This window comes from Leclercia adecarboxylata (assembly GCF_006171285.1).
In the GTDB taxonomy this organism is placed as follows: domain Bacteria; phylum Pseudomonadota; class Gammaproteobacteria; order Enterobacterales; family Enterobacteriaceae; genus Enterobacter; species Enterobacter barmai.
This window is the reverse complement of sequence record NZ_CP040889.1, coordinates 4729718-4752663: the sequence shown is the minus strand read 5'-3', so window position 1 is coordinate 4752663 and position 22946 is coordinate 4729718. Positions and strand designations below refer to the sequence as shown.

The window sequence follows — 22946 nt, the reverse complement described above, 5'->3', positions numbered from 1 at the left end:
CGGGTGGGCAACCACCCGGTCATCAGGGGATCGCGATGAAGTACAGCACCACGTTGCCTGTTAAAGCGTTACCGTCCGCAGAAAAATATGACGGCAAGGGGCCAGCGTATACCAGACGCTTCCATGTCATGGCGAAACCCACCGGCTCGACCTGTAATCTCGACTGTTCATACTGTTTTTATCTGCACAAAGAAGAACTTCTGCATCAGGACCGTCACACCGGCATGAGCGATGAAGTGCTGGAAAACTTCATTCGCCAGTACATTGATGGTCAGGATGGCGATCAGGTGGTGTTCTCCTGGCAGGGCGGTGAGCCGACCCTGATGGGACTGGAGTTTTTCGAAAAGGTAGTGAAATTCCAGAAACAGTATCAAAAGCCCGGCCAGCGCATCGAAAACGACTTACAAACTAATGGCGTGCTGATTAACGACAAATGGGCCGAATTTCTCAAAGAACATCGCTTTCTGGTGGGGCTGTCCATCGACGGGCCACGAGAACTGCATGACCGCTACCGCGTGACGCGCAGCGGCAAACCGACCTTCGATAAAGTGATGAAAGGCGTTGAGGCGCTGAAAAAATATAAGGTGCCCTTTAACGCCCTGGTGACGGTAAACCGCACCAATGCGCGCTTCCCGCTTGACGTTTACCGCTTTGTCACCCGTGAACTGGGGGCGACCTACGTCCAGTTTAATCCCTGCGTGGAACCCGTCGATTTCAAGAGCACCGCACCGCAGTTCTGGCGTGATGAGACCATCCCGGTAACCGGCACCCGCCGTGCCAGACCGGGCGATTTAGATTCTATCGTCACCGACTGGTCGGTGGATCCCGACGACTGGGGCACTTTCCTGAAAACCGTGTTCGAAGAGTGGGTGAATAACGATTTAGGCCGCGTGCAGGTGAACCTGTTCGAAACGGCGGTGGCGCAAACCATGGGGATGCCCGCGCAAATCTGTACCGCCTCTGAGTTTTGCGGTAAAGGACTGGCGGTGGAGAAAAACGGCGATATCTACTCCTGCGACCACTATGTCTACCCCGAATACCAGATCGGCAATATCGCCGACACAAAACTGGCGCACATGGCCTTTTCCGAACGGCAGAAAGCCTTCGGTTTAGGCAAAAAAGAGACTCTGCCGGAATACTGCAAACAGTGTCCTTATCTGAAATTGTGCTGGGGTGAATGCCCGAAAAACCGCATTGTCCGCGCCCCGGACGGTGAAGCCGGGCTCAACTATCTATGCCCCGGCATCAAAGCGTTCTTCAACTATGCCGAGCCGATCCTGGCCGGTATCGCCACGCTTCTGAAACGTGACTTTGCAGGATTGCGTAAATGACAAACAGAGAAAAACTGCTTCAGCTTGAGCAGCGCATGAATCAACAGGTATTGGGCCAGGAGTCGGTCGTAAAAATGCTGATTGTGGCGCTGCTGTGCGATGGGCACGTCCTGCTGGAAGGGCTGCCGGGACTGGCAAAAACCCGAGCGGTACGCGAGCTGGCCCGCCATGTGGAAGGGGAGTTTCGCCGCATTCAGTTCACACCGGATCTGCTGCCGTCGGACATCACCGGCAGTGAGATTTACCAGCAAAATGCCACCCGTGAAGAGGACCAGTTCCGCTTTCGTCCAGGGCCGGTGTTCGGCAACATCATCCTGGCGGATGAGATAAACCGCGCCTCGGCACGCGTGCAGTCAGCGCTGCTGGAGGCGATGGAGGAGCGTCATGTTACCGTCGCCGGAAAAACCTGGCCGCTGCCCGGCGTATTCATGGTGCTGGCGACGCAAAACCCGGTGGATCAGGAGGGGACCTGGCCACTGCCGGAAGCCCAGCTCGACCGCTTTTTAATGAAAGTGCTGGTGGATTACCCGTCAGGTGAAAACGAGCAAAAAGTGATGCAGATGGTGCGGGCCGAACAGCAGCAGAAGTATCTGGCGCAAAGCTCTGAGCCTGCCGCCGTTGAGCCAGAAACCCTGATGCTCTCTCAGCAGGATATTGCCACCTGCTGGCAGGAGATCTCGGCGATTCATGTTGCCCCAACCATTGAAAATTACATTGTGAACCTGGTGAACATGACCCGCCATCCGCAGAAGGTCAGTGACACGCTGGCGGGATACATTGGCATCGGCGTCAGCCCGCGCGGTACCCTGGCGCTGGACCGCTGTGGACGCGCCCTGGCCTGGCTGGAGGGCCGCGACGCGGTGCTGCCGGAAGATATTCAGCGCGTTGCTCCGCCGGTACTGCGCCATCGTCTGATGCTGAGTTATCAGGCCAGTGCCGATAACCGTTCTGCGGACGACATCATTCGGATGTTACTCGACGCTGTGGTGGCGTGATGGACAGCGCACTGCAGGTCGATCGCGACACGCTGATGGCGCTGGCAGGGGAAGCGCGGTTGCTGACCAATCCGCCGGGGCAAATTCCGCCCGGTGCGCTGGCCGGGGAGCGCGTCTCCCGTCAGCAGGGGCGTGGGCTTAACTTTGACAGCCTGCGCCGCTACCAGCCTGGCGACGATGTGCGGTTGATTGACTGGCAGGCCACGGCGCGCCTGAGAACGCCCTGGATCCGCCTCTATAACGAAGAGCGCGAGCGTCCGGTGTTTCTGATTGTCGACCAGCGGCTGGATATGTATTTCTCCACCCGCGGGCAGACCAAATCCGTTGCCGCCGCCAGAATTGCCGGACTGCTGGCCTGGCGCAGCTGGCACGACGGCGACCGAGTCGGTAGCGTGGTATTTGGCGACAGCGATTACAGCCTGCAAAAATGCCGCGCCCCGGCCCGTAATTTACCGGCAGTGCTGGATGATGTGCTGCGCTATAACCAGGCGCTACCTTCGCGCTATCCTGACGAAACCCCTGCCTCTGTCTCGCTTACCCACGTATTGCAACGCACCATGCCCCTTATTCCGGCGGGCGCGTGGGTGGCAGTACTCAGCGATTTTCACGACCTGGATGCTGCCGGAGAAGCTTTGTTAGCAGGCCTGAGACGACGCTGTGAGATCAGCGCTTTCATCACGCTTGACGATCTGCACCTGCGGCTCCCTGCGCACGGCGATCTGGCCGCCCGCTATCAGGGGCGTGAGGCTGCGTTTTCGCTTTCACCTCAGCTAAAAGATGACATCGAGCAGAGCATTGCCTCCCGGCTGGCGCGTCTGGAAAATCGCCTGACACGCCTCGGTATTCGCGTTAATCAGATTGTGGTCACTCAGGATCTTATCAAACAGTTACAAAAGGGCCTCTGAATGCTGGAAAAAGGATTTAGCGTTCCTGAGCTCGCCGTTCCGGCGCTGCCGCAGGGTATCTCCTGGATTCCGTTACCTCCAGGCTGGTGGGTGACGGGCGGAGTGGTGCTTATCGCATTGCTGCTGTTCGCCCTGTTCCGTCTGGCGCGCTGGCGGCGTAACGCCTGGCGTCGGGAAGCGCGGGCCTCGCTGCAACAACCCCACAGCGTGGATGGCTGGCTGGAACTGATCAAACGCATCCTGCTGATGCACCAGCCGCGTGCCAGCGTCAGCAACGCCATCACCCCGGAACAGCTGCTGCAAAAGGTCGACATCGACGATGATTTGCGCCAGCAGTTAAGCGTCCGATATTGCCAGCCCGATAACCAGCTCGACGCCGGTCGCAGCGCGCGTTTGCAGCTTCAGCTGAAAAACTGGCTGGAGAAACTGCCCTATGTCTGAGTATCTGAGCCGGATCGATTTCGCCTGGCCGTGGGCAGCGTTACTGATTTTTCTGCCGCTGATTGGCCGCTATTTTCTGTCGCAGGAGCGAGAGGTCAAAGAGCAGGTCCGGGTCCCGTTTTTACCAGAACTGATTGATGAGCTGAAGCTGAACAGCCAGCCGGTGCGCACCGGTAAACTGTCCAGCCTGCTGTTCTGGCTGGTCTGGCTGCTGCTGGTGGCGGCGCTCTGCCGCCCGGAGTACCTTACGCCGCCCCAGCATATTCAAAAACCCATGCGTGACGTGGTACTAATTCTTGATGTCTCTGGTTCGATGGCGAAAAACGATGTCCAGGGCGGGGTGACACGCCTGCAGGCGGTCCAGGCATCGGTGAGAAAATTTGTCGCGGCACGGCAGTCGGATCGCATAGGTCTGGTGATATTTGCCAGCCAGGCCTGGCCGTTTGCGCCGGTCAGCGAAGATAAGCAGGCGCTGCAAACGCGCATCAATCAACTGGCTCCCGGCATGGTTGGCCAGCAAACGGCCATCGGTGATGCGCTGGGCGTCGGGGTCAAACTGCTGGATAACACCACTGATAAAGCAGCCAGTAAACTGGCTATCCTGCTGACTGACGGCAACGATACCGCTTCGCAGCTGGCACCGGCTCTGGCCGCTCAGCTGGCCGCTGCCCATCACGTTCAGGTGCACACCATCGCCTTTGGCGATATCAACAGTACCGGGGATGACAAAGTGGATCTGCCGCTGATGCAGAACATCGCGCAGATCACCGGGGGACAATCCTGGACGGCGGCCAACTCCGGGGCCGCGCTGGACAGCGTCTGGAAAGAGATCGACGCCATCACCCCCGTCCAGGTGAAATCCATCGGCTGGTCGTGGCACGTTCCGCTCTTCCAGTGGCCGCTGCTGCTGGCGCTGGGGTTACTGGTCCTGCTCGCGGTTGGGCGATTCATTCGGGAGAGAGCAGCATGAGTGATTTTCACTTCACCCATCCCTGGTGGTTAGCGGGTCTGCTCGTTTGTGCGCTGCTGTGGTTTGTGGCGACCGGACAGCGCAGCGCCTGGCAGCAGATTATGGATAAACCCTTTGCCAGGGCACTCATTATTGGACGCAAAAAGCGCATCACCCGGGTATTGCCGTGGCTCTGCGCGCTGGGGGTGATCGCCCTGGCAGGCCCGACCAGGCAGCGGGAACTGCCCGCTGCCCTGACGCCGCAAAGTAATCTGATGGTGGTGTTACAGCAGGATCCGGCCATGTACGCCCAGGATCTTGCGCCCAGCCGCCATCAGCGGATGCAAAGCAAAATTATGCAGCTGATGTCGCGCTCAACCGGCACGCATTTTGGGCTGGTGGTGTATAACGCTCAGGCTTACCTCACCACGCCGCTGACCGTCGATCCCTCGTTCTACTCGCTGTTTCTTCACGCGCAAAATCCTGCGCTGTTGCCCGAGGGCGAAGGCTCCGGGTTACGGCAGGCCATCGCTCTGGCCCTGAAAAATATGCCGGAAACCCCCGATGCGCCGCGCAATATTTTACTGATCGCCGATACCCTCTCGCCGCAGGATGCGGCCTGGCTCGCACAACAAAAACTGCCGCTGCAGATTTGGGTGCCCGGTACGGCGCGCGGCGGCGAACTGCCTGACGATTACGCCCAGCGTGGAATCGATACCCGCCTCAACGTCGAACGTTTCAGCGGCCTGCGTGATGGCGGTATTCCCGTTACGCTGGTGAGCAATGATGACAGCGATCTGCCGGTAATTACCCGTCACATCCAGCAGTCGGTGGCTTCGCAGAACAACGCCCGCGGCGATCTGCACTGGAAAAACAGCGGGTATCTGCTGGTGATCCCGATGCTGCTGTTGCTGCTTTTCGGACGGCGGCAGCTGATTTGTGCCCTGATCGTTGTCGTGCCGCTGCTGTATGCCCCGCAAAGTCAGGCCGCCTGGCTGGATGCCTGGGTAAGCCCGGATATGCAGGGGCAGCTGGCGTTCAACAAGGGCGACTACGCGAAAGCAGCACAACGTTTCCAGGATCCACTCTGGCAGGGGATTGCGTACTACCGCGCGGAGGATTTTGTCGCCGCCGCGTCGGCGTTTCGCCAGGCTCCGCAGACTGCCGATACGCTTCTGTGGCTGGGTAACAGCTACGCCGGACAAAAGCAGTGGCAGCAGGCCCTTAACAGCTACGATCGCGCGTTAAGCCTGCGTCCTGACTGGGCGCTGGCGCAAAAGAACCGCGCCGCTATCGCCGCCATTATCATGCAGTTGCGCCAGAAAGAGCGCGACCGCCAGGCTGCCCAGGGCAAGGAGCAGGACTACAAGCCCGACGAAATTAAGCACGATCTGAAGAAAGGTCAGGGGGTAAATCAGCAGGATCTTGAGCCCACGGCCAGAAGTAATCCACAGGTGGAGCAGTGGTTCGACAATCTGGAGGTATCACCATCCGGCCTGCTGGAAAATCTCTACCGCGCCAGTACGGAGCCGACGCCATGAAAGCCTTTCTTCTTCTGCTGTTGCTGGCGGTAATACCCGCCCGCGCGGCGATGGATATTACCCGCGAACTGGTCGCACCTGAACATGTCGCGCCAGGCCAGCCGGTGGTTGTCGCGGTCACCTTCTGGACCGACAGTTGGTTTAATCCGCCCCCGGAATGGCCCGATTTTGTGATTAAAAACGGGGCATTAATGACCACGCCGCTGCCGAATCAGCTGTTAAGTCGCCGCCAGGGAGGAACAAGCTGGAGCGGTATTCGCCTCGAAAGACAGGTGATGGCGTGGGATGAGGGCGATCTGCTGCTGCCCGCCACGGAGGTCACGCTCACTTCTGCCAGCCAGGCCCCTGTCACCGTGCAATTGCCGGAGCTGAAAACCGCGGTGGCGTGGCCTGAGGGCGTGGAGCAGCCGGACCGCTTCCTTCCCGCCAGTAGCCTGACCCTGACCCAGAAAATTACCCAGTATCACGCCAGCAATGACGGCGAACTGCGGGTGGGGGATGTGGTGGAGCGCGCTGTTACGGTGAATGCCACCGGCATTACCGCGGCGCAAATCCCGCAGATCCTGTATGCGATCCCCGGAACCGATACCCAACGGCTGACCCCCGAAAACACGTTGCTGAAGTCGGGGCGCGGTCAAATCGAAGGGGCTCAGCGGGTGGAGAAGCTGCGCTATCTCCCGTCCCGGGCCGGTACGATTGTCATTCCGCCCGTTAAATTGCGCTGGTGGGACACAGCCCATCAGCAGTGGCAGGTTGCCGAATTACCGGGGTCCACGTTGCAGGTGGCCGAAGCGCGCGCGCAGGGCAGCGAATCGGCACTTCGGGGGACAACGGATGAACATCACTGGCGAACGGCGCTGATCGTCGCGGCGGTCGTTATCCTGGCTGCCGTTATCCTGTTGACGCGACGTCTGCTGTGGCGAAGCCTTAAATATCTCCATCATAGGTGGCGCAACTTTTGGGCTCCTGTCCCTCTGCCCAAACTGACGCCTGAAAAAAAGAGGTGAACGATGAATAAAAAGTTAATGCTCAGCGTGCTGCTGCTTGGTGCCGTCAGCGGTGCCCATGCGGCGGATCCGCTCTCAGCCTGGAATGATACCGCAGCAAAAAACGCTATCGTGCAGTGGGTACAAAATGCCACGAATCAGGACCGCGCAACCTTTATTCCGGCGGACAAACGTTACGTGGTGTTTGATAACGACGGCACCCTGTGGCCTGAAGCGCCGTTGACGTTCCAGCTGCAGTTTGCGGTGGATGAAGTCAAACGCCTTGCGCCGCAGCATCCGGAATGGAAGAACGATCCGGTGCTGGGCGCTGTGCTGAATAACGACCTGAAGGCGGTCGCCGCCTCGGGTGAAAAAGGGCTGATGCAGATTCTGGCGGCAACGCACAGTGACATCACCACCGAGGAGTTTGACCAGCGCGTCAGCCAGTGGGTGGATAACCAGCGCGATCAACGTTTTGGCTGCCGCTACGACACCATGGGCTACCAGCCCATGCGCCAGCTGCTGGACTATCTGCGGGAGAACGGCTTTAAGACCTGGATCATCTCTGGCGGCGGAATCGACTTTATGCGGGTGCTGAGTAATAAAATGTACGGCATTCCGCCTGAGCAGGTGGTCGGCTCGTTTGCGCTCAGCGACTTTACGCTGACCGATAACGGCACCCAGCTGCGCAAAACCATGAAAGGTGCTTTCAACGACGATGCCGCCGCCAAACCGGTGGCGATCCACCTGTTTATGGGGCAACGTCCGGTGGCCGCCTTCGGTAACAGCGACGGTGATTTAGCCATGATGCAATACACCGCGGCCAATCCGGATTACAGAACATTTGGGCTTATTGTTCATCATACCGATGCCGATCGGGAATATGCCTATGACAGCCATCCTCCTGCCAGCGGAAAACTGGTAGAGGGCTTAAGCGTAGCGAAAGAAAAAGGCTGGACGGTGGTGGATATGCAAAAAGACTGGAAGACCGTTTTCGATCCGGCGCTGTGTAAAAAATAGCCTTTGGCCTGTTTCCCCCTCTTTTACTATCAGCCTTATTCAGGTCGATTTAAAAGAGGGCTTCAGGGTGGATGTACTCTGAATAATGCGTAGTTTTTCTCCCTTCCTCATTACTTTTTCGTATTGAATTTACCGGGCTTTCTGCCAGGTAAAATAAATTTATTCGACTAACCTAAATATATTCATTGTCTGAATGTTTCTTAACTTTTCCGCGTATTTCCATAGATTTCAAACTATTGGGTTAGACAGGGTATGTTATGAACAAAATATATCGTCATGTATGGAGCCATGTGGCAGGCTGTTTTGTCGCGGTAGGTGAACTTTCTACTTCGCATACTGGATCAAAACGTTGTCGGCGCCGCTTATTGGTCACCCGCGCCGCTCCGGTATTACTCTTCGGTTTATCCGGTGTCGCTTCTGCTGACGATGTTAACTGGGCTTCGGTTTACCCCAGTTATTTATTCTCAACCGATCCTGCTTATAACTTCGATACCGTCATTAACACCGGCATTGCATTCAGCATCGATAATGAGGTTTTACCGAATCATTATGCGCCGGGCACCACGCTGAATATTCTCGGGCCGATACCGGTAATGCCGGATGTCACTGCCGGGAATGGCGTTAGCGGACGCACGGTGGCAGTAACCAGTGCCTTGCCCGGGGCCGTTGCGCCCGAAGGCGATCGCATCCTGACCATCACGGCCACCGATTCGCAGGGGGTCGAAACACCTATTACTTCAGCCAATATCGGTGAGTTTACCTATTCGCCAAACCCGGCCAACCCGCAGCAGGATCAGGAGCTCAACGTTGAGGTTCCCGGACTGGACGGCAGCTTCCAGGTCATCAGTATTTACGACTCAAATACCTTTGTTTCCTCGGATGATACCCCCGTCGGGAACATGCAGTTGTCGGTGTATGACCCCAACTCCGTCCGGATCATGAATGGGTTTGGGATCGCCGAGGTGGGGAATGATGGCGGCACGGCGAACATTAACGTCGGGGCGGATACCAACGGCGCAACGCCCATAGCCGCAGCGGAAAACACTCTCGATCTATTGACCAAAAACTCCACCCTGGCGCGGGCCGATGCGGGAGAGACCGCTACCAGCGCAGTGAACTGGCTGTCCGATAACTACATTCATTTCCGTCCTGCGGCGGTGGTCAGTGCGCAAGCGCAGAGCGTGGGGGCGCAAAGTACCCAGTATAACTACACCCTGACGTTACCGAACTACACCGAATTGCCCGGCGGGCGGGTGATTCAGGTGGGTACCCGCGAATTTAACATCACCTCCTCCGATGACATCGCCGATGTAAATAACTACCTCACCGGCCAGGGCGCGTACGCCGGAAGCCCGCAAATTCAGTACTGGCTGACCGCGGGTGCTGAGGTGGATGGCGAAGTAATTGATTCGGCGGTAGAAGCCCAGACCGTCTATAACAGCATCATCACCGGGTTACTCAGCCAGGCGCAAAGCACCCAAATTAATCTCACCTATAACGTCTGGGAAGACAGACTGGCGCATAACAATAACGCCACCCTCGGCACCGGAGACTTGCGGGTTATCTATGCCAACGGCACGGGCGCAACCGGCACCGTCACCACCGACGCGAGCCTCGCCGTGGATGGGGCCTCGGCGGTGATGGAGGCATTCGACGGCGGGGCGATCGTCAACAACGGCACCATCAACGCCTGGCGCAGTAGCGGCAGCAGCCCCACCTCGGCGGCGATGCTGGCCAGTTACGGCACGGCGCTGAATACCGGGGTGATTAACGCCGGGCTATTCCTTGAGAAAGACGGCGTTAACCAGAATGTGAGCAACGCCGGTAGCGTAGGGATGGTTGGCGTAACAAACGCCACGCTCACCAACCAGGGTTACATCAATGTTGCGGTAACGGATAACGCCTCCCGTACCGCATGGGGGATGGCCGTTGGCGGTAACAGTACCCTCAGCAATACCGGCACTATTACCCTGACGGGTAACAGCCGTAACCCCGATGGACGGGCTGCCGGGTATGCGATTTACAGTGAGTCAACGGGCACCGTAACCAACGCCGGGCAAATTTATCTTGGCGCAACGCCTGTTATCTCCGGGGAGACCCCGGAGGCGGTGAATCTGGTGGGCAGCGGGGCGTTAAGCGCCGGGATGTACACCACCGGCCAGGGCAACATGGAGAACACTGCCGACGGTACCATCACGCTGCTCTCCGGCACCCGCAATGCCGCAGGGATGCTGGTTGAGGGCGGCACCGAGGCGGCGACCAACAACGGCCAGCTGAACGTGCTGGGTACCCTGACGCCAACGTCGACCGGCGAGACCTCTGCTGCCGCCAACTACGGCATGTACGTCAAAGACAATGGCGGGGTGGTGACCAACAACGGGAATATTTTTGTTGATGGTGACAACAACATCGCCCTGAATATCCTGGCGCAGTCCGCCAACGCCTCCCTGAACTCCACCGCCAGCAGCGAGATTGTGGTGGGCAGCGCGGGGGATACCGGCGGCACCGATAACCAGCCTTACACCTACCGCAACTATGCCGTCTATGCCGAAGGCCTGAACAACAATGCCGCCCAGGTGACGCTGGATTCCGATATCAGCCTGTTATCGGCGGGGGCGATTGGCGTGCACGCCCGGGGCAATGCCACCATTGATATCGGGGCAGATGCGTCACTGTCGTTCCAGAACTCGCAGCAAATCGGCTATTACGCCTGGGGCCAGGGCTCCAGCATCAATATCACCAATGCCACCATTACCGACAGCGCCCAGACCCAGTCGATTCTCTTCGTCGTCGATCACGGGGCTGTCTTCAACGGCGATACCGGCACCGGCAGCAGCTACGATTTGAACGTTTCAGGCCAGGGCTCGACGGGGGTCTTTGCCAACGGCGTGGACGATCTGAACAATGCCGATCCGGCGGATGACGTCGCCACCCAGTTAACCACCGGGGATGCCACCATTACCGTCTCTGGCGCGGGTGCGGTGGGGGTCAAAGTGACCGGCGGGGCCAACGGGGCGATCACCGACGGGGCGATTAACCTGACGGGCGATAACACCACCGCCGTGCTGGTGGACGGGCGTAACTACAACATCGACGCCACTATCGATCCCGATCCGCGCTTAACCCGCGTCACTTCCGATGCGGTCATCACCTCTGCCGCCGGGCAGACGGGTATTGTGGGGTATAACGTCGGCTACCTCGGCAATCTCACCCTGAATGCGGGGGCGGCGATTGACCTGCTGGGGAACAGCAGTACCGGGATTATTTTGCACAACAACGGCGAGGCCACGGTCACCGCCCCGGTCAGCGTCGCTGGCACCAACAACATTGGCGTGGATATTCAGAACGCGGGTCTGCTGAACAACAGCGGGGCGATCACCGTTTCGGGGGCCGCTGGCAGCGGTAACATCGGCCTGCGGGTGCAGGGGGCGGGCGCAACGGTCAGCCAGCTCGGCACAGTCACCGCCAACGGCGGCCTGGCGGCGGTGCAGCTGGCGGGTAACGGAGCGACGCTCACCGTCAACGGCACCGGGAACCAGATCACCGCCAGCAACGGCGCGGACGGGGTGCGCATCGACAGCACCGGAGCCTCCTCCTTCAACGCCAGCAACACCACCATCGACGTGACCGGAACCGGGGCGGGCATCAACAACAATGCCAGCTCCAGTAACATCAACCTGAACAACGTGACCATTAATTCCGGCGATGGCCCTGCTATTCGCACGGCGGTGACCTTCACCGCAGAAGGCACTGGCAACGTCCTGAACGTGGCGGGCAGCGGCAGCGGGTTTGCCTTTATGCAGGCGGACGGCTCGCAAACCACCGGCGATCTGACCATCGGCACCGGCTACACCATCAACGGTAACGGCACCGACAGCACCGGGGTGCTGGCGCGCACCTCCGGCAACGTGAACTCCGGCACTTCCATCACCATGGGGTCAACCGCCGGGGCGGCGATTGAGGCGACCAACGCCAGCAGCCTGAGCAACAGCGGGGTCATCACCACCAGCAGCGACACCGGCAGCACCATCCTGGCGCAGAACACGTCGGCATTCAGCAACAGCGGCACCATCACCTCCACCAGCACCACTAACGCGCAGTCGCTGATTGCCCTGAACGGCACCGCCGCCAGCCGCAGCATCACCAATACCGGCAATATCATTAGCCAGAGCGAGGACGCGACGGTTATTGATGCCTCGGGTACGGCCAATAACACTGTCGTCAACACCGGCACGCTGCGGGCTGCCAGCGACACGGCGCAGGTGGTGCTCACCGGCAGCGGCGTTGATGTGATGAACATCAACGCCGGAACCACCCAGGGGGAGATCACCCTCGGCAGCGGCAGCGACCAGTTTGGCTTTACGGCGGGCGAATTCGCGGGCGGCGTGACCTTCACCGGGGCCGACGGCAACGACAGCGCCACCTTTGGCGATGTGAGCATGACCCGCGTTCGCCACGTGCTGAGCGAAGGGGGCACCAACAGCACCCTGACCTTTAACGGCACCCACAGCAATGCCGGGTCGGCGAATATCGGCTCGCTGGCGGCGGACGATCTGGCAACGGGCACCAACATCGGCACCGGCTGGAGCACCCTGACCCTGGACGGCGATCCCACCGATATCCGCGTGGTCAACGATCTTGCCCTTTCTGGCGCATCGCAGATCAACGTCAACAACGGGGCGACGCTGCGCACCGGGGATAATGCCGTTACCAGCGGCGAGGCGACGGTTCGCCAGTACAACATTGCCACTATGGGCGCTAACAGCCTGGTGTCCTTTGACGGCGCAGGGGCTCAGACCTACAGCGGCGTCATCTCCGGCTCCGGCGGCATGGAGCGCATCGGCGGCGGCGACACCGTCCTGCTGGGTGACAACAGTTACACCGGCAATACGCTGATTGGCCCGGACTCAGAGCTGGCGCTGGGCAACGGCGGCACCACCGGGAGCTTATCCACCACCACCAACATCACCGACAACGGGCTGTTAACCGTCAACCGTTCAGACGACGTGGCGTTAAACGGTGTTATCTCCGGCAGCGGGGCGTTCCGCCAGCTGGGCAGCGGCGTGACGCGTCTGGGCGGCAATAACAGCTACGCCGGAACCACCACCGTTGAGCAGGGTACGCTGCTGATCAACGGCGTGCAGACCGGTACCGGGCTGACCACCGTGCAGTCCGGCACCACCCTCGGCGGCTACGGCACCCTGGGCGGCGACGTGGTCTTTGAAACGGGCACGGTATTACGTCCGGGGGATGATGCCCGCGGAAACGGCACCGGCGAGCTGACCATCAACGGCGACCTGACCCTGGCGAGCGACACCGACAGCCAGTTCCAGCTGGGGGAAGTTTATACTCCGGGCGGGGCGCTGAACGATCTGGTGACGGTAGCGGGCGATCTCACCCTTGATGGGGTGGTGAACGTGGCGCTCACCGCGGGAGGCAGCTTCCTGCCGGGGGTCTATCGCCTGTTTAACTACGGCGGGGCACTGATCAATAACACCATGGACATCGGCACCTTACCGCCTAACGATGCCAACCAGTATGCCATTCAGACCAACATCGCCAGTCAGGTCAACCTGGTGCTGGATTTTGTGGTGCCTTCCAACCAGCTCCAGTTCTGGGACGGCGATCTGAACGCCACCAACCACGGCGACGGCACCTCCGGCAACGGCATTGTCGATGGCGGATTCGGCTCCTGGAACGCCTTAATTGCTGGCACCAGTAACAACTGGACCCAGAGCAACGGCGTCGGCAACGCCCCGTGGTCCCAGCGCGCCTTTGCCGTCTTCCAGGGCGATGCCGATACCGTGCTGGTCAGCAATGCCTTTGGCGATGTCATCACCAGCGGGATGCAGTTTACGACCGACGGTTATGTGCTGACGCCGGATCTGATCAACCAGGATTCGCAGCTGCACATGGTGTCCACCGGCATCGCGGGCGTGATCACGCCGGATAACAGCTATGACGCGGTAGGCGGAACCCACGGCGACAGCTACTTCGCCATTCGCGTCGGGGATGGCGCGGCGGGTGCGGATGTGAACACCACTCTCAACGTTGACCTGGTGCAGGACAGCGATGCCGACGGGGCGATCCGCCTGCTGAAAACCGATCCGGGCCGTCTGATCCTCAACGGCGACAACCAGTACAGCGGCGGGACCGAAGTCTGGAACGGCACCCTGCAGGTGTCCAAAGACTCCAGCCTCGGCGACGCCGGAACCTTTGTGTTCCTCAAGAACGGCGCCACCTTCCAGACCGGGGCGGATTACACCACCGACCGCCTGTTTATCGTCGATGGCGTGGCGGGCGGTACGTTTGACGTGTACGGCAATACTTTCGCCTCTCAGGGGGGCATTGGCGGCGACGGCCCGCTGGCGGTGAGAGACAGCTCCACCGGAACGGGCGATGGGGTGCTGGATCTTAACGTCGCGAATACGTATCAGGGGAACACCACGATCACCGGTAAAAACGGCACCGGCACCCTGACCGTCAATGCCAACGCCACCGGCGCGCTGGGCCGGGCCGACAGCACTGTGAGCCTGACCGACGCGGCGCGCCTCAATGTGAACAACGACAGCGCGGCCCAGTCGCATCTGTTTGACGTCAACAACGCCACTCTGGCCTTTAACGATACGGCGACGGCGGACGGCAGCACCATCAATCTGACCAACGGTACCCTTGAACTGACCGACACCAGCAGCGGCGGGGCGGCAACGATTAACGTCGATGCTGACTCGCAAATGCTGCTCTCCGGCAGCGCCGACGCGGGAACCAGCCTGACCACCAACAGCGGCACGGTAGCGTTCGCGGGCAATGCCCAGGCGGCGTCAGCACGCATCAGTAACCTGGCGGGCGGTAACGTCACGCTGGCGGGCTCCGCAGGCAATACCGCTATCGGGTCCCTCTCCGGGGCCGGGAACGTCGACCTGGGCGCGGCCACCCTGACGGAAGGTAACCTCGGCCTGAACGACACCATCAGCGGCATTATCAGCGGCATTGGCGGCGGGCTGGTGAAAACCGGCGGCGGCACCCTGACCCTGACCGGGGATAACAGCTACTCCGGCGCGACTGCGGTTCAGCAGGGCGTGTTGCTGGTCAACGGCGACCAGAGTGCGGCCTCCGGGGCGGCGACCGTCGATGCCGGGGCTACCCTTGGCGGCGCGGGAACCCTGGGCGGCAGCGTCAGCGTGGCGGATGATGGCCATTTGACGCCGGGCGCAACGCTGGACAGCGTGGGGGAACTCACCATGGGCAGCCTGACGCTGGCGCAGAATGCCCAGCTTGATTTCCAGTTCGGCCAGTCCGGCACTCCGGGCGGGGCGCTGAACGATCTCCTGACGGTGAACGGTGACCTGAACCTCGACGGCAAGCTCAATATCACCCAGACTCCTGGCGGGAATTTTGACGTCGGCGTCTATCGCGTGATCGACTACAGCGGCACCCTGACCAACAACATTCTGGAGATCGGCACGGCTCCCGCGGCGGTAGACGATCTCTATGTCCAGACCTCAATCGACGGCCAGGTTAACCTCGTGAACCGCACCGGGTACACCATGCGCTTCTGGGATGGCTTTGGCGGCGCGGGCGGGTCGCTGAAAAATAACGACGTGATTGATGGCGGTAACGGCGTCTGGCAGAACAGCAACGGCAACGATAACTGGACCACCGATCGCACTAACCCGGAAGGGGCGTTTAACACCCCGTTCAGCGATGGCGCCTTCGCGGTATTTGGCGGCGAGTCCGGCACCGTGACGGTGGATAACAGCCTCGGGGCGGTGACCATCAGCGGCGCGCAGTTTATGACTGACGGCTACGTTATTAACGACGGGGTGATCACCACCAACACCGCCGACACCGTTCTGCGGGTCGGCAATGGCACCCTGGACGGTGCAGGCTATACCGCCACCATTAACTCTCTCATTGCTGGCAGCGGCGGGCTGAATAAAACCGATCTCGGCACTCTGGTGCTGAACGGCAGCAATACCTATCAGAGCGGGACCGCCATCAGCGGCGGGGTGTTGCAGGTTTCCGGCGATCCGAACCTCGGCGCTGCGGGCACCGGCATCACCCTCAGCGGCGGTACGCTGCGCTACGGTGCCGCGTTTGATACCGCCCGCGCCGTGACGCTCGCCGGGGACGGCGGGGCGATCGACACCAACGGCAACGATGTCTCGCTGCTCACGGCGATAGGCGGCAGCGGCAATCTGGCGAAACAGGGTGACGGCACCCTGACGCTTACGCAGGACAGCAGCTTCCAGGGCGATACCACTATCCGTAACGGTACCCTGCAGCTGGGGAATGGCGGCAACAGCGGCAGCGTGCTGGGGAATATCGTCAACCTGGCGACGCTGGTGGTGGATCGCGCTAACACCCTGGATCTTAACGGCATCATTAGCGGCACCGGTGATTTTATTCAGCGCGGTGAGGGCACTACCGTCCTGAACGGGCTCAACACGTGGTCCGGCTATACGCTGGTGGAAAACGGCACGTTACTGGCAGGTGGCGAGAACCGGTTCAGCAGTGCCTCCAGCCATATTGTCAGCAGCAACGGTCTGCTTGATACCGGCGGGCATAATCAGACCGTGGCGAACCTGGTGAACCAGGGCACGGTGAATCTGCGCGGCGGCGATGTGGGCTCGACGCTGACGGTGCAGGGCGATTATGTGGGCCTCGACGGCACGCTGAAAATTGCCGCCCAGCAGAACAGCCCGGGCGTGGCGGACCATCTGGTGATCGACGGCGGAACCGCCAGCGGCACCACCCTGCTGGATATCGACGTCAGCCGGCTTGGGGAGCCCACCGAGGGCGACGGCATTCTGGTGGTCGATGCTATCAACGGCGGCGTCACCACGGCGCAAACCACCAAAGACGCCTTCACCCTCGGCTCCGACTATCTGACCGCCGGGGCCTGGGAGTACCAGCTGTTTGCGGGGGATATCAACGGCGCGGGCGAAGACTGGTTCCTGCGTGCCGGTTACCGTCCGGACGTGCCGGGCTTTGACACATTACCGTCGATCATCCGTCAGGCGGACCTGTTTGTGCTGGGCACCCTGCACCTGCGCCAGGGCGACGAGCGGCCTTACCGGGCGGACAACCCTGCCGACCAGGAGGGACGTTTCTGGGCGCGTTACCTGACCAAAACCGTCGATCAGAAACTGGATGACGCCACAGGCAGCACCAGCCACAGCCAGTACAACGGCATGCAGATGGGGCTCGATCTGTGGCAGGACGACAAGTGGCGTGCCGGGATGTACACCACCTTTATGGATATCGACAGCGCCATCGACGGCAATACCGGGATGAGCGGCGGGGCGGCGTATAACTCCACCTTCTCCACCTACCTTGGCGGCTATGCCACCTGGACCGACACCGACGGCTTGTACGTCGATAACGTTCTGCAGTACGGCTATCACTCGGTCGATCTGAAAAACATGACCGACCATGAAACCTACCACCCGGACGGCAACTCGGTGACCGCCTCCGTGGAAGTGGGTAAACCCTGGTACTTTGGCGATACCGGCTGGGCATTTGAGCCTCAGGCCCAGCTGATCTGGCAGTGGAGTGATTTCGATGACGTCACCCTCAAGGATCCGGCCAAAACCCGCGTCAGCGTCAAGGCCGACAGCGCGGTGATTGGCCGTCTGGGGGCGCGTCTCACCGCGGAGTACGACACCAACCACGGCATAGTGAAGCCGTACGTGCGGGTGAACTACTGGCAGGAGCTGACCGACGGCCAGGATGAGGTGACCTACCGCAATACCGCCAACAGCAACGGCAAAACCACGCTGAAGGCCAACCAGCAGTTCTCCGCCACCGAGGCGGCAGTGGGTGCCACCTGGATGGTGACCGACGACGTTCAGGCCTACACCGAAGTGGGCAAAACCTGGGACAACAGCGGCAAAACCAGTCTCGATGCCGACATCTCGGCCTCGCTGGGGATGAAGATCCGTTTCTGAGTGGTATTGCATTAGCGAAACGCTGGTCTACGCTCAAATGAGCACAGACCGGCCGTTTCGCGGGCAGTCTGAAAAATAACGATAATTGCGCGTTTCGGGTGGTGGAAATGAACAGGATCCTGCTCGTACTGTTAACGTGTTTTCTCTCTGGTTTTGCTTTTATTTCGCACGCAGCGGAACCGCGTCAGGCGCCCACCGAGCAGGAGCGCGCCCGCACCGTCTATATCTTTCATCAACCCATCGTCATGCTGCAGGCGAAGTTTGGCCTGACCACGCCCGAGGAGCGGGTATTGCGTATCCGCAATACGCTGCGCAACTTCACCCAGGAGGACGTGCGTGAGCCGCTCAAAATAGTGACGGTGTCACGCTACAACCAGCAGGGAAGGCTGATCGTCATGAACGGCAAACCGGTGATGCTGCTGGCGCAGGGGGATCTGGACGAAGGGGATGATTTAACGCTGGATCAGGCCGCCCAGCGGGTGCTGGCCCGTATGGAAGCCCAGCGTATGGCCCTGCGCGATCAGTATGATTCCGGCTGGCTGGCGCTCTCCACCGTAAAAGCGGCGGCGGGATTCCTGGTCTTCATTCTCTTCTGTTATGGCGCATACCGCTCCTGGCGCTGGGTGCGGCGTTTTTATCGTCAGCGGATTATTGAGAACCGTAGCTGGATCCCGCATCGCTGGCGGCGTTTTATCGGTGCCATCGAAACGCGGCTGTACGCCCTGCTGATGATTTTACTGGGGATCGTCGCGTTTTATTTCTGGCTAAGTTGGGTCTTCAGCCTCTTCCCCTGGACCCGCGTATGGGGAACCTCTCTCGGCGACTGGTCGATGCGCGTGCTGCGGCAGATGGCGCTGTCGATTGTCTCGGCGCTGCCGGGGCTGCTGATCGTTATGCTCATTTTTCTTATCACCGCGTTTATCCTCAAGCTGCTGAAAGTGGTCCTGAACCAGGTAGAGGCGGGGCGGCTGCAGCTGCCGGGGATCCACCCGGAAACCGTCGGCGCCACCCGCAAGCTGATTTCGGTGGTGGTGTGGCTGTTTGCCCTCTCTGCGGCGTACCCCTTTTTACCCGGTGCCAACTCGCTGGCCTTTAAGGGGATCAGCGTCTTCTTTGGTTTAATGCTCACCCTGGGATCGGCGGGGGTGATGAACCACGCCATGAGCGGTCTGGTGCTGACCTACTCCCGCGCGCTGCGCAAAGGCGATGTGATCCGGGTGGGGGATAACGAGGGGCAGGTGAGCGAGATAGGCATGCTCGCCACCAAGATCATCACCCGGGAAAATTACGTGGTGACGGTGCCCAATGCGGTGGTGGTGAGCGGCAAAATCACCAACCTCAGCGTGCAGAACCCGGACGGCGGGGTGAACCTGACGGTGGGCGTTACCATCGGGTACGACACCCCCTGGCGGCAGGTCCACGCCATGCTGGAGCTGGCCGCCAAGCGGGCGCAGGGCATCGATCATACCCACGCGCCGCTGGTGCGCCAGCTGAGCCTGATGGACTGGTATATCGCCTATGAGTTGCAGGTCCGGCTTCTGCCGGGCCAGTCGCTGGCGATGGCCCGCAACGAACTGCACAGCCACATACAGGACGTGTTCAACGAGTTTAACGTGCAGATCATGTCGCCAAACTTCGTGATGCAGCCAGAGGGCGCGGTGATGGTGGCGAAAGAGAACTGGTATCCGGCTCCCGCGTCGGCTCCCGACGGTGATAAAGGATGAAGCGGCTGTTGCTGCTGACTGCACTCTGTTGCGGGCAAGCCACGTCGGCTGGCCTGATCGATCCTGAAGACGGCATGCTGGATATGAGCCATAACCTTGAGGATAAGCCTTACGGATTTCTGCCGATCCCGGTGGTGATCACCGAGCCCGCCATCGGCTACGGCGGCGGGCTGTTTGGCCTGTTTCTGCACGGGAAAGGCACCCAGGCTAACGGGCGATTTATCCCTCCGGCGATGACGGCATTCGGCGGAGGCGGCACTGAAAACGGCACCTGGTTTGTCGGCGGTGGCCACCGGCGGACCTGGCAGGAGGACCATATCCGCTATCTCATTGCTGGCGGCTATGCCGATATCAATCTTGATATCTATTCCGGCGATGTCGCCGGGTTCAGCCGCAACAAAGCCATCAACACCGAAACCCAGGGCTACGGCGGCATGCACAAACTGCTGTTCCGCGTCGGGGATTCGCCGGTGTTTCTCGGTGCGTCCCAGTCCTGGAGCAAGGCGGATATCGCCGCCAAAAACAATCCGGTTATCGATCGCGTGTGGCAGCGTGTGTTGGGAGATGACAGCACCTCTTCGTCGCTTGGCGTGGTGGCGGAATATGACACCACCGATAACTTCTTCTGGCCGGGGCAAGGGGTCTCGCTCAGCGGTGAGTACCAGTTTTACGGCCACTTCCTGGGAGGCGATTACCGCTACGATCTGCTGACCCTGGACGGCAAAGTTTTCCTGCCGCTGAACCCCACCTGGACGCTGTCGCTCGCCGGGAACTATCAAATGCTCTCCCAACAGGATCAACACCTGCCGCCGATGGCACGCCCCTATATCAAGCTGCGGGGGATCTCCAGCTATCGCTATCAGGGCGAGGATGTCAGCACCGTGCAGGCCCAGCTCGGCTGGCAGGTGACGCCGCGCTGGGTTGTGCAGGGGTTTGTCGGGGCCGGTAGCGCCGAAGATCGTGCAAGCGATCTCTACACCAGCGCAGAAGTGGCCTGGGGCACCGGGTTTCGCTATCTGATTGCCCGGCAGTACGGGTTACATACCGGGGTGGACGTAGCCTTCAGCGATCACGAGCAGGCGGTCTATTTCAACGTGGGGTCTGGCCTGTAAAAGAGAATGGTTATGAGAAGGACTAAGGTCATGGTGCCGCCTGGCATGTGAGCGCGGCACGAAACAGCGCAAGGGGACGGTTTTCAGTCCGTTTAAGGCTTTTCTGAAGAAATCTCCGCGTTTTCCCCGGAAGATCCCTGCTCCGGTTTATCAGGGACACAGCAAGGGTGAGCGCAGGGGCGCTATTTACGTTTACTAAACAGACAACAATAAGCAGGTGGCAAATGAAAAAATTGACAGTGATATGTCTGGGGCTGCTTTTCGCCCAGACGGGCCATGCCAGTGGTCTCTACTTCTACGAAATCGGCACGGAAGATACGGCCCTTGCCGGTGCGGGGCAGGCGGCGCGCGCCCAGGATGCCTCAACCATTGTCACCAACCCGGCCGGGATGACCCGCCTTCCGGATCACATGTTCACCGGCGGCGTGCAGATGATGGACGGGAACATTCCTTACACCCTGGATAACGAGTCCGGCCGAAAAAGCCCGGGCGATATCATGAGCGCGTTCCCCAATGCCAGCGGCTTTTACGCGCAAAAAATCAATGACGATCTGTATGCCGGGATCGGCATGTACGGCAACTACGGCCTGGCGACCGACTACGGTGAGTGGGCGGGCGACAGGCTTCTCAAGAAGAGCGCAATGGTCGCTCTGACCCTAAGCCCTTCGCTGGCTTATAAGCTGAACGACCGGGTGTCGATTGGCGGCTCGGTCAACGTTAACTACGGACTCTTCTCGCTGACGCGCAACGTCGACGGTGATGATAAAACCGAAAAAGATCACGACTGGGCCATGAGCTATCGCCTGGGATTACTGATGGAACTCACCGACCAGACCCGGGCGGGGATCACCTGGACCAGTAAAACCGAATATGACTTTGATATTGACGGCAAGGCCCGCTTCCCGAACCTGCCGAACGTTGAATACGATCTGCCGATCTCGGCGCAGGTCAGGGCTCCGCAGCAGATCATGTTAAGCCTGGTGCATGATATTAATCAGACGTGGTCGGTAATGGGCGATCTGGGCTGGCAGGACTGGAGCCAGTTCGGTAGCCCGCAAATTACCGTGGTAGGGCAGGATCTCGACAAGAAAAACCGCCTCAAAGACTCCTGGCACACGGCGCTGGGGGTGCAGTATCGCCCGACAGAGCAGTGGCGTATCAATGCCGGGGTGGCGTTTGACAGCACCATCTATGAATCGCAGAGTGACGTGGCGCTGTCGCTCCCGACCGGCGACGAATGGCGTTTCGCCACCGGCGCGCAATATCAGATAACACCGCAAAGCAATATTGGTTTCGCGGTTTCGTATCTGCATATGCAGTCTTCCCGGGTGCAGTCTCCGGCGATCCTGAAAGGCAGCTATGACGATCCGTACCTGTGGTTTGCCAGCCTGAACTACAGCTATCAGTTTTAAGGCGCGCGCCACTGCCTGGCGGGAGTGGCTATCAAACTGCTGTCACAATGACGGGTCGATGATGGCGGATCTGACCCTGTGCATAGCGAGCATATTTTTTGCTCGCATGTTCAGCTTCTCCTGAATCTTGATACGGTAGGTGCTGGTGGTTTTTTGCGACAGGCTCAGACGCCTGGCAATTTTATGATTCTCCAGGTGAACCAGCTTCAGCACGTCGTATTCCCGGCGCGTAAAGTGATGCTGCCTGAAGTGAGGAAAAAAGTTGATCAGATGCTGCAACGGTTGCAGGGTAAAGCGCAACGATGAGTAAATGATGTTATCTATTTTGATGTAGCAATCAGCCTCAATTTCGTTCAGTAAAACAATATATCTGGATTTCTCCTGCCTTACTTTTTTAATAACCTGGTTACGCAGGCCATCGTGGGCAATAGCGATGATGACATCCCGAAATGTACCCAACTCATCCAGCTGGTCCAGATCTGCATCATTACTCATAAATACAGTATTCAGCTTTGAGCAATGAATGCCTGAACAAAGATAATAATTATCGCTTAAGAAAACAGTACGCATAATAATATCG

The 22946-nt window shown here is 59.6% G+C and carries 13 protein-coding genes; 12 read left to right on the top strand and 1 reads right to left on the bottom strand.

The window, feature by feature from the left end; genetic code table 11:
• Positions 1 to 35 precede the first annotated feature (35 nt).
• The 12 genes from FHN83_RS24495 (at position 36) to FHN83_RS24440 (ending at position 22366) form a co-directional block, all read left to right on the top strand.
• Positions 36 to 1331: an anaerobic sulfatase maturase gene (locus FHN83_RS24495; protein WP_139565248.1), complete on the top strand. Its 1296-nt coding sequence runs from the start codon at positions 36 to 38 to the stop codon at positions 1329 to 1331.
• Positions 1328 to 2326, top strand: a complete 999-nt coding sequence (locus FHN83_RS24490) for an AAA family ATPase (protein WP_138369122.1) — start codon at positions 1328 to 1330, stop codon at positions 2324 to 2326. Before FHN83_RS24495 ends, FHN83_RS24490 begins: the two co-directional genes overlap by 4 nt.
• A complete protein-coding gene (locus tag FHN83_RS24485; RefSeq protein WP_139565247.1) occupies positions 2326 to 3231 on the top strand; it encodes a DUF58 domain-containing protein in 906 nt (301 codons plus the stop codon). Before FHN83_RS24490 ends, FHN83_RS24485 begins: the two co-directional genes overlap by 1 nt.
• Entirely contained in the window at positions 3232 to 3672 is a 441-nt protein-coding gene (locus FHN83_RS24480; protein ID WP_139565246.1) for a DUF4381 family protein, read from the top strand.
• The gene (locus FHN83_RS24475; RefSeq protein ID WP_138369121.1) at positions 3665 to 4642 is read left to right on the top strand and encodes a VWA domain-containing protein; all 978 of its coding nucleotides are present in this window, start codon (positions 3665 to 3667) and stop codon (positions 4640 to 4642) included. The genes FHN83_RS24480 and FHN83_RS24475 overlap by 8 nt, the downstream gene beginning before the upstream one ends.
• A complete protein-coding gene (locus FHN83_RS24470; RefSeq protein ID WP_139565245.1) occupies positions 4639 to 6162 on the top strand; it encodes a tetratricopeptide repeat protein in 1524 nt (507 codons plus the stop codon). Before FHN83_RS24475 ends, FHN83_RS24470 begins: the two co-directional genes overlap by 4 nt.
• Positions 6159 to 7169 carry a BatD family protein gene (locus FHN83_RS24465; RefSeq protein WP_139565244.1) on the top strand — a complete coding sequence of 337 codons (1011 nt, stop codon included), beginning with the start codon at positions 6159 to 6161 and terminating at the stop codon, positions 7167 to 7169. Before FHN83_RS24470 ends, FHN83_RS24465 begins: the two co-directional genes overlap by 4 nt.
• A gap of 3 nt (positions 7170 to 7172) precedes the next feature.
• The gene (locus FHN83_RS24460) at positions 7173 to 8168 is read left to right on the top strand and encodes an HAD family hydrolase (RefSeq protein ID WP_039028551.1); all 996 of its coding nucleotides are present in this window, start codon (positions 7173 to 7175) and stop codon (positions 8166 to 8168) included.
• A 257-nt stretch (positions 8169 to 8425) separates the two neighbouring features.
• Positions 8426 to 18118: an autotransporter-associated beta strand repeat-containing protein gene (locus FHN83_RS24455; protein WP_139565243.1), complete on the top strand. Its 9693-nt coding sequence runs from the start codon at positions 8426 to 8428 to the stop codon at positions 18116 to 18118.
• 107 nt (positions 18119 to 18225) lie between these two features.
• On the top strand, positions 18226 to 19842 hold the full coding sequence (locus tag FHN83_RS24450) for a mechanosensitive ion channel family protein (RefSeq protein ID WP_039028553.1): 1617 nt from the start codon (positions 18226 to 18228) through the stop codon (positions 19840 to 19842).
• Entirely contained in the window at positions 19839 to 20954 is a 1116-nt protein-coding gene (locus tag FHN83_RS24445; RefSeq protein WP_139565242.1) for a BamA/TamA family outer membrane protein, read from the top strand. Before FHN83_RS24450 ends, FHN83_RS24445 begins: the two co-directional genes overlap by 4 nt.
• 224 nt (positions 20955 to 21178) lie before the next feature.
• Positions 21179 to 22366 (top strand): OmpP1/FadL family transporter, encoded by a 1188-nt coding sequence (locus FHN83_RS24440; RefSeq protein WP_139565241.1) that lies wholly within the window; start codon positions 21179 to 21181, stop codon positions 22364 to 22366.
• Positions 22367 to 22408: 42 nt separating this feature from the next.
• On the opposite strand, the gene FHN83_RS24435 is transcribed toward FHN83_RS24440, so the two are convergent.
• Positions 22409 to 22936 carry a helix-turn-helix transcriptional regulator gene (locus FHN83_RS24435; protein WP_139565240.1) on the bottom strand — a complete coding sequence of 176 codons (528 nt, stop codon included), beginning with the start codon at positions 22934 to 22936 and terminating at the stop codon, positions 22409 to 22411.
• Positions 22937 to 22946: the final 10 nt, after the last annotated feature.